This is a genomic window from Streptomyces europaeiscabiei, assembly GCF_001550375.1.
Taxonomy (GTDB): Bacteria; Actinomycetota; Actinomycetes; order Streptomycetales; family Streptomycetaceae; genus Streptomyces; species Streptomyces europaeiscabiei.
The window spans coordinates 1-4906 of the sequence record NZ_LRTR01000214.1; the positions used below are offsets into that span (position 1 = coordinate 1).

Here is a 4906-nt window from a genome sequence, read left to right on the forward strand (position 1 = left end):
GCCCGCCTCGGGGTGGGCCGCGACCGCGCCCAGCGGGACGCGGGCCGCCCTGGCCGTGACGGAGCGCCACGCCGCGTAGGTCACCAGGGCTCCGATCAGGGCGGCGCCCGTGCCGAGGACGGACGTGGTGAGGGTGGGGGCCAGGTCCTCGCCGTCGAACCAGTCGGGGAGCCTGCCGTAGGCGAACCCGCCGAGGGCGAGGGACGGGACGGCCAGCACCCACAGCACGACGGTCATCGTGCGGGGCTGGCGGCCGTGGTCGGGGGCTTCGGCGCCCTTGCCGTGGAAGGCGAGCAGCCACAGGCGGGTGACGTACGCGGCGGTGAGCAGGGCCGTGAGGACACCGGCGACGAGGACGGTCCAGCCCGCGGCGCCGGGGACGGGTTCGGCGTGGCCGGTGGCGGCGTGCTCGGCGGCTCCGAGGACGGACTCCTTGGAGAAGAACCCGCTGAACGGCGGGATCGCGGCGAGGGCGAGCAGCGCCACGGTCATCGTCCAGAAGGCGTCGGGGACGCGGGCGCGCAGGTGGCTCATGCGGGACATGGCGGCCAGGGAGTTGGTGCCGACGGCGTGGATGATCACGCCGGCCGCGAGGAACAGCAGCGCCTTGAAGGCCCCGTGGGAGATGAGGTGGAAGACGGCGGCACCGCGGTCGCCGACGGCGAGGGCGCCGGTCATGTAGCCGAGCTGGCTCATCGTCGAGTAGGCGAGGACGCGCTTGATGTCGTCCTGGGCGAGCGCGGCGAGGGCCGAGCCGGTCATCGTGACCGCCGCCATGACGGCCATGACGAGTAGGGCCGCCGAGGAGGCGGCGAAGACCGGGAGGAGGCGCGCGACGAAGTAGACACCGGCGGCGACCATGGTCGCGGCGTGGATCAGCGCGGAGACGGGTGTGGGACCCGCCATCGCGTCGGGGAGCCAGGTGTGGAGGGGGAACTGGGCGGACTTGCCCGCGACACCGGCGAGGAGCAGCAGGGCGATCAGCGTCGGGTGGTCCAGGCCGCCTTCGGCGACGGTGGCCAGGATCCGGGTGATGCGGAACGACCCGGCGTCCGTGGCGAGGGCGAACAGACCGATCAGGAAGGGGACGTCACCGAGCTTGGTGACCAGGAAGGCCTTGAGGGAGGCGGCTCGGGCCTCCGGAGTCTCCCAGTAGTGGCCGACCAGGAAGTACGAGCAGATGCCCATGATCTCCCAGCCGACCAGGAGCACCATCAGGTCGCCGGAGTAGACCACGAGGAGCATCGCGGAGGTGAAGAGGGAGACGAGAGCGGCGTACGAGGGGTAGCGCGGGTCGTCGCGCAGATAGCCCGTCGAGTAGATCTGCACGCAGGTCGCGACCAGGCCGACCAGGACGGCGACGAGGGCGGCGAAGCCGTCGATGTGCAGGGCGAGTTCGATCGGGACCGAGCCGGTGGGGGTCAGCTGGGTGGCCGCGTCGACGGCCTTGTCACCGCCCTGGCGTACGGCGACCAGTACGGCCAGGGCGAAGGCCGTGAGGGTGGGCAGTACGGCGAGGGGGCGGACGAAGCCGGGGGCGGTGCGGCCGAGGAGCAGGCCGGTCGCGGCGCCGAGGAACGGGAGGAGGGGGACGAGTACGGCGAGGGTGGTCGTGGTCACGCGGTGGCCTCAGCCTTCTCGGTCCGGCCGGAGGGGTCGTTCGTGCCGGTGGCCTCGTCGGAGCCGTCGGGGTCGTCGGTCTCGTGGCCCTCGGCGGTGTCGCGGAGCTTGTCGATGTCCGCGGTGCCCCGGTTGCGGTGGACGGCGAGGACGATCGCCAGGCCGATGCCGATCTCGGCGGCGGCGATGGTGATCGTGAACAGCGTCAGGGCCTGGCCGGAGTGCAGGGTCTCCTCGGCGGCCTTGCTGAGCCAGACGTCGAAGGCGACGAGGTTGAGGTTGACGGCGTTGAGCATCAGCTCTACGGACATCAGGACGAGGATCGCGTTGCGGCGGGCGAGGACGCCGTAGAGGCCCGTGCAGAAGAGGAGGGCGGAGAGCACGACGGGGTAGGCGAGGTGCATCAGCGGACGCCTCCCTTGTCGGTGCCGGACTCGGACTTGGCCGCGGCTTCGGAGTTGGCCGCGGCTTCGGAGTTGGCTCCGGTTTCGGCTGCGGTTCGGGTTCCGGCCGCGGTTCGGGTTCCGGTCGGCGGCTCGGGTGGGGTGCCGTTGCGGGGGCGGGGGGTGGTCGCGGGGGTCGGTGTGTCCGGCTTCGCCTTGCGGGAGAGGACGATCGCGCCGACCAGGGCGGCGAGGAGGAGGACGGAGAGGGCCTCGAAGGGGATGACCCAGTTCTGGAAGAGGCTCTCGCCGGTGGCCCGGGTGGAGCCGGCGGCGGGACCGTCGAGGTCGATCCAGATGGTGCGGAAGGCGTCGACGACGACCCAGACGAGGGCGGCCGCCGAGGCGACGGCAACGGTGAGGGCGGCCCAGCGGTTGCCGGAGTCCGCGTCCGGGGAGCGGCCGATGGGGGCCTTGGTGAGCATGAGACCGAAGAGGAGGAGGACGACGACGGAACCGACGTAGATGAGGACCTGCACCCAGGCGATGAACTCGGCGGTGAGCAGGAGGTACTCGACGGCGAGGCCGCCGAGCGCCACCACCAGCCACAGGGCGGCGTGCACGAGCTGCCGGGTGGTGACGGTGACGATCGCGGCGCCGAAGGTGACCAGGCCGACGAGGACGAAGGCGATCTCGACGCCGGTCGGGGAGAGAAAGCCCCGGTTCTCGACGGCGGCAAGGGCCGGGGCCAGGGCGGGGTGCGTCGTGGTGACGGCGGCGGCTGCGGCGAGGCTCACGCGTCTCCCTCCGGTGGCTCGGCCGGTTCGGTCGGTGGCTTGGACGGTTCGGTCGGCTCGGTGTTCTCGGCCTCCGCGGCTTGTTTCGCCTCGGCGGCCTCGGCCGCCTGGGCCGTCGCGAGCTTTTCGGCGGTCTTGCGGGCCGCGGCCAGTTCCTTGGGTTCCTCGGCCGAGGGGTCGAGGGCCGGTGGGGAGGGGACGGTCCACATCCACTCGCGGAGCTTGTCGCGCTCGTGGGTGAGTTCGTGGATGTCGGTCTCGGCGTACTCGAACTCCGGGGACCAGAAGAGGGCGTCGAAGGGGCAGACCTCGATGCAGATACCGCAGTACATGCAGAGGGAGAAGTCGATGGCGAAGCGGTCGAGGACGTTGCGGCTGCGCTCGCGGCCGCCGGGGGCGGCGGGCGGGACCGTCTCCTTGTGGGAGTCGATGTAGATGCACCAGTCCGGGCACTCGCGGGCGCACAGCATGCAGACCGTGCAGTTCTCCTCGAAGAGCCCGATGACGCCACGGGTGCGGGGCGGGAGGTCGGGCTGGACGTCCGGGTACTGCTCGGTGACGGTCTTCCTCGTCATCGTGCGGAGGGTGACGGCCAGGCCTTTGGCGAGGCCGCTGCCGGGGATGGGGGCCATGGTTACCGGATCACCACCTTCACGACGCCGGTGAGGGCGATCTGGGCGAGGGAGAGGGGGACGAGGAGGGTCCAGGAGAGCTTCTGGAGCTGGTCCTCGCGCAGGCGGGGGTACGTCACGCGCAGCCAGATGACGACGAAGGCGAGGACGGCGGTCTTCAGGAGGGTCCAGACCCATCCGAGGCCGTCGGCACCCCACGGGCCGTGCCAGCCGCCGAGGAAGAGGACGGTGGTCAGGCCGCACAGGACGACGATTCCGGCGTACTCGGCGAGGAGGAACAGGGCGAAGCGGAGGCCGGTGTACTCGGTGTAGGCGCCGAAGATGATCTCCGAGTCGGCGACGGGCATGTCGAAGGGCGGGCGCTGGAGTTCGGCGAGGCCGGCGACGAAGAAGACGATCGCGCCGACGATCTGCCAGGGGAGCCACCACCACTCGAAGGCGTCGAGGATGCCGACCAGGGAGACCGTGCCGGCCGCCATCGCCACGGAGGCGGCGGTGAGCAGCATCGGGAGTTCGTAGGCGAGGAGCTGGGCGGCGGTGCGCAGGCCGCCGAGGAGGGAGAACTTGTTGGCGGAGGCCCAACCGGCCATGAGTGAGCCGAGGACGCCCACGCCCATCACCGCGAGGACGAAGAAGATGCCCGCGTCGATGACCACGCCGACGGCGCCCTCGCCGGGGCCGATCGGGATGGCGAGGAGGACGAGGAGATACGGGAGGAGGGCCACGGCCGGGGCGAGCTGGAAGATACGGCGGTCGGCTCCGGCCGGGACGATGTCTTCCTTCTGGGCGAACTTCACGCCGTCCGCGACGAGTTGGGCCCAGCCGTGGAAGCCGCCGGCGTACATGGGGCCGAGGCGGCCCTGCATATGGGCCATGACCTTGTGCTCGGTCTGACCGATGATCAGGGGGAAGGTCAGGAAGACGACGAAGACGATGAGGAGTCGCAGGGCGACGTCCAGAGCGTCGTTCACTGCGAGCCTCCCTTGGGGGGGTTGGGGTCAGGAGCGTCATCGGGGGTGGCGTCGGGCGTGACGTCCGGCGTGACGTCCACTTGGCCGCCGTTGTCGTCGGGTGCTCCGACGCCGGGGGCCTGACTCGGAGGGGTCTTGTCCGGGGGCGTGCCGGGCGGCTCGGGTTGCCGCGGCGGGGTGCGCGGGGTCGGGGTGCGCTCGTCAGCGGTTGCCGGGTCGGAGGCGGACTGTGCGTCGTTTTCGACTTCGGCTTCGACTGCGGTTTCGGCTGCGGTTTCGGCTGCGGCTGCGGCTGCGGCTGCGGCTGCGGCGGGATCGGGTTCCGCTTTCGCACCGCGTGCGGCATCCGGCTGGGGGGCTGCGGAGCTGGTGGGGGCCTCCGGCCCAGGCTGCGTCTCGGGCTCGGCCTTCGGCTGAGGCTCACGCACGGCCTCGGGCTCGGGCTCGTCGAAGGCCGGGCGGGCCTGGTGCCAGGGCGCGTCCGTGCTGCGGCCGGCGGGGCG

Annotated in this window: 5 protein-coding genes and 1 pseudogene; all 6 read right to left on the reverse strand. The window is 71.7% G+C overall.

Annotation, left to right across the window (positions count from 1 at the left end; translation table 11 throughout):
* Positions 1 to 1620, reverse strand: a 1620-nt coding sequence (locus tag AWZ10_RS10560; protein WP_060890936.1) for an NADH-quinone oxidoreductase subunit 5 family protein, incomplete at its 3' end; no start/stop codon positions are given.
* The gene (gene nuoK / locus AWZ10_RS10565; RefSeq protein ID WP_037693839.1) at positions 1617 to 2024 is read right to left on the reverse strand and encodes an NADH-quinone oxidoreductase subunit NuoK; all 408 of its coding nucleotides are present in this window, start codon (positions 2022 to 2024) and stop codon (positions 1617 to 1619) included. The genes nuoK and AWZ10_RS10560, both read right to left, overlap by 4 nt.
* The gene (locus AWZ10_RS10570) at positions 2024 to 2800 is read right to left on the reverse strand and encodes an NADH-quinone oxidoreductase subunit J family protein (RefSeq protein WP_060890937.1); all 777 of its coding nucleotides are present in this window, start codon (positions 2798 to 2800) and stop codon (positions 2024 to 2026) included. Before AWZ10_RS10570 ends, nuoK begins: the two co-directional genes overlap by 1 nt.
* Positions 2797 to 3432 carry a NuoI/complex I 23 kDa subunit family protein gene (locus AWZ10_RS10575; protein WP_060890938.1) on the reverse strand — a complete coding sequence of 212 codons (636 nt, stop codon included), beginning with the start codon at positions 3430 to 3432 and terminating at the stop codon, positions 2797 to 2799. Before AWZ10_RS10575 ends, AWZ10_RS10570 begins: the two co-directional genes overlap by 4 nt.
* 2 nt (positions 3433 to 3434) lie before the next feature.
* Positions 3435 to 4403, reverse strand: coding sequence for a complex I subunit 1/NuoH family protein (locus AWZ10_RS10580; RefSeq protein WP_046707459.1), 969 nt, complete (start codon positions 4401 to 4403; stop codon positions 3435 to 3437).
* Positions 4400 to 4906: pseudogene (locus tag AWZ10_RS52895) on the reverse strand (hypothetical protein); the annotation flags it as partial. The gene AWZ10_RS10580 and the pseudogene AWZ10_RS52895, both read right to left, overlap by 4 nt.

Coding starts and splice junctions, on each gene's coding strand:
- nuoK (WP_037693839.1), bottom strand. CDS start 2,024: ATGCACCTCGCCTACCCCGTCGTGCTCTCCGCCCTCCTCTTCTGCACG.
- AWZ10_RS10575 (WP_060890938.1), bottom strand. CDS start 3,432: ATGGCCCCCATCCCCGGCAGCGGCCTCGCCAAAGGCCTGGCCGTCACC.